General features: G+C 62.9%; 4 protein-coding genes. All 4 read right to left on the bottom strand.

The window, feature by feature from the left end; genetic code table 11:
* Window positions 1-698, bottom strand: a 698-nt coding sequence (locus tag QCE69_RS39180) for a succinate dehydrogenase iron-sulfur subunit (protein ID WP_050454292.1), incomplete at its 3' end; no start/stop codon positions are given.
* A 17-nt stretch (window positions 699-715) separates the two neighbouring features.
* Window positions 716-2,491 carry a succinate dehydrogenase flavoprotein subunit gene (sdhA, locus tag QCE69_RS39175; RefSeq protein ID WP_309936131.1) on the bottom strand — a complete coding sequence of 592 codons (1,776 nt, stop codon included), beginning with the start codon at window positions 2,489-2,491 and terminating at the stop codon, window positions 716-718.
* A 5-nt stretch (window positions 2,492-2,496) separates the two neighbouring features.
* Window positions 2,497-2,865, bottom strand: a complete 369-nt coding sequence (gene sdhD / locus QCE69_RS39170) for a succinate dehydrogenase, hydrophobic membrane anchor protein (protein WP_309821460.1) — start codon at window positions 2,863-2,865, stop codon at window positions 2,497-2,499.
* Between the two features lie 15 nt (window positions 2,866-2,880).
* Window positions 2,881-3,252: succinate dehydrogenase, cytochrome b556 subunit (gene sdhC / locus QCE69_RS39165; RefSeq protein ID WP_309936130.1), on the bottom strand; the 372-nt coding region annotated here is incomplete at its 5' end.

The following is a 3,252-nucleotide window of genomic DNA, read 5'->3' as shown; positions in this document are numbered from 1 at the left end:
ACCGCCCGGCGCACCATCAATTCCTTGATCTTGCCGATCGCCTTGGTCGGGTTGAGCCCCTTCGGGCACACGTCGACGCAATTCATGATCGTATGGCAGCGGAACAGACGGTACGGATCTTCCAGGTTGTCGAGTCGTTCGCCCGTCGCTTCATCACGGCTGTCCGCGATGAAACGATAGGCCTGCAGCAAGCCCGCGGGTCCCACGAACTTGTCCGGATTCCACCAGAAGCTCGGACACGACGTCGAGCAGCTTGCGCACAGAATGCACTCGTACAGGCCGTCCAGCTCGTCGCGCTCCACCGGCGACTGCAGACGCTCCTTCTCCGGCGGCGGCGTGTCGTTGATCAGGTACGGCTTGATCGAATGATACTGGTTGAAGAACTGCGTGAAGTCGCAGATCAGGTCGCGCACCACCGGCAGACCCGGCAGCGGACGCAGCACGATCTTCTGCGGCAGCTCGTTCAGGTTCGTCAGGCACGCCAGACCGTTCTTGCCGTTGATGTTCATCGCGTCCGAACCGCACACGCCCTCGCGGCACGAACGACGGAACGACAACGTCTCGTCCACTTCCTTCAGCTTCACCAGCGCGTCCAGCAGCATGCGTTCGTGCGTCAGGTCCAGCTCGTACGTCTGCATGCGCGGCGCTGCGTCCTTGTCCGGATCGTAGCGATAAACTTCAAAGATTCTCTTGGCCATTTCTCTATCCTCGTGCCTTAGAAGGTGCGTGCCTTCGGCGGCACCGATTCGACCGTCAGCGGCTTCATCTGCACCGGCTTGTAGTCCAGCCGGTCACCCTCGCTGAACCACAGCGTGTGACGCATCCAGTTCTCGTCGTCGCGATGCTCGTAGTCGCTGTGCGCATGCGCCCCGCGGCTTTCCTTGCGCGCTTCGGCTGACACCATCGTCGCGCGCGCCACCTCGATCAGGTTCGCCAGCTCCAGCGCTTCCACCTTCGCGGTGTTGAACACCTTCGACTTGTCCTTCAGATGCACGTGCTTCACGCGCTCCGCCACTTCCGCGATCTTCTCGACGCCGTCTTCGAGCAGCTTCGCCGTACGGAACACGCCTGCGTGCGCCTGCATCGTCGAGCGGATGTCGTTGGCGATGTTCTGCGTGTATTCGCCCGAGGTGGACTTTTCCAGCACCGCGAGACGTTCCATCGCGAAGTCGGCGGCATCAGCCGGCAGCGGCTTGTGCTCCTTCAGCTCGCGCGCATGCTTGATGATGTGGTTGCCCGCCGCGCGCCCGAACACCACCAGGTCCAGCAGCGAGTTCGTGCCCAGGCGGTTCGCGCCGTGCACCGAGACGCACGAGCATTCGCCCACCGCGTAGAAGCCGTTGACCGGGTCGTTGTAGCCCTTGGACGTACCGACCACCTGACCATGCATGTTGGTCGGAATGCCGCCCATCTGATAGTGGATGGTCGGCACGACCGGGATCGGCTCTTTAATGCAATCGACGTTCGCGAACTTCAGCGCGATCTCGCGGATCGACGGCAGACGCTTCATGATCGTCTCGGCGCCGATGTGCGACAGGTCCAGCAGCACGTGATCCTTGTTCGGACCCACGCCGCGGCCTTCCTTGATCTCCTGGTCCATCGAACGCGAGACGAAGTCGCGCGGCGCCAGATCCTTCAGCGTCGGCGCATAGCGTTCCATGAAACGGTCGCCGTTCGAGTTGCGCAGGATGCCGCCCTCGCCGCGCACGCCTTCGGTGATCAGCACGCCCGCGCCGGCCACGCCCGTCGGGTGGAACTGCCAGAACTCCATGTCCTGCAGCGCGATGCCCGAGCGCGCCGCCATGCCCAGGCCGTCGCCCGTGTTGATGAACGCATTCGTCGATGCCGCGAAGATGCGTCCCGCGCCGCCGGTTGCGAACAGCGTGGTCTTGCCTTCGAGGATATAGACCTCGCCCGTTTCCATCTCCAGCGCGGTGACGCCGAGCACATCGCCTTCGGCGTCGCGGATCAGATCCAGCGCCATCCATTCGACGAAGAAGTGCGTCTTCGCGGCGACGTTCTGCTGATACAGCGTGTGCAGCAGTGCGTGACCGGTACGGTCCGCTGCCGCGCAGGCGCGTTGCACGGGCTTCTCGCCGTAGTTGGCCGTGTGGCCGCCGAACGGACGTTGATAGATGGTGCCGTCCGCGTTGCGGTCGAACGGCATGCCCATGTGTTCGAGCTCATACACGGCGTTGGGCGCTTCGCGGCACATGAACTCGATCGCATCCTGGTCGCCGAGCCAGTCGGAGCCCTTGATGGTGTCGTAGAAGTGATAGTGCCAGTTGTCTTCGCTCATGTTGCCGAGCGACGCGCCGATGCCGCCTTGTGCGGCGACCGTGTGCGAGCGCGTGGGGAACACCTTCGAGAGCACGGCGACGGAGAGCCCCGCGCGCGCCAGTTGCAGCGAGGCGCGCATGCCCGAGCCGCCTGCGCCGACGATGACCACGTCAAAGCGACGACGCGGCAGGGAAGTCTTGATTGCAGCCATGTTCTTTACACTCTCCAGAGAATCTGTGCGGCGTAGCCGGCGCATCCGATGAGCCACAGGATGGTCAGCACCTGAAGGAACAGGCGCAGGCCCATGGGCTTGACGTAGTCCATCCAGATGTCGCGAATGCCCACCCACGCGTGATAGAACAGGCACAGCAAGACGACGAAGGTCGCGAGCTTCATCCACTGCATGGCGAAGATGCCCGCCCAGCCTTCGTAGGAGAAGTTATGCGCGCCGAAGAACAGCACGAGCAGCACGATGGTGTAGACGGCCATCGCGACGGCGGTGATGCGTTGCGCGAGCCAGTCGCGCAGACCGTAGTGGGCGCCGACGACCAGGCGCTTGGGGCCGACTCGATTGTGGGTTGCCATGTTTTTATAAACTCCTTAGAAGGCGCCGAAGAGCTTGAGCGCCATCGCGAGCGTGAGCAGCAGCGAGACGATCAGCACGATCATGGCGCTCTGCTTGCCGCCTTCCTTGTTCACGCCGACGTGCGTATCGAGCAGCAGAAAGCGGATGCCCGCGCAGAAGTGATGCAGGTACGCCCACGACAGCACGAGCGTAACGATCTTGACGATGGGGTTGGCGAGGAAGCCCTTGAAGGCGTCGAAACTGATTTCCGACGTGAGGCTCTGATCGAGCAGATACAGGATGAACGGCAGACACACGAAGAGCAGCAGGCCGCTCACGCGATGCAGGATGGAGACCTTCCCCGCCAGCGGCAAGCGATACTTCGCGAGTTGGCCGATCCCGATGTT

It is taken from the genome of Caballeronia sp. LZ032 (assembly GCF_031451315.1).
Taxonomy (GTDB): domain Bacteria; phylum Pseudomonadota; class Gammaproteobacteria; order Burkholderiales; family Burkholderiaceae; genus Caballeronia.
Note: the sequence above shows the minus strand (reverse complement) of the source record. Positions and strands in the feature narration are given on the sequence as shown.

Coding starts and splice junctions, on each gene's coding strand:
- sdhA (WP_309936131.1), bottom strand. CDS start 2,491: ATGGCTGCAATCAAGACTTCCCTGCCGCGTCGTCGCTTTGACGTGGTC.
- sdhD (WP_309821460.1), bottom strand. CDS start 2,865: ATGGCAACCCACAATCGAGTCGGCCCCAAGCGCCTGGTCGTCGGCGCC.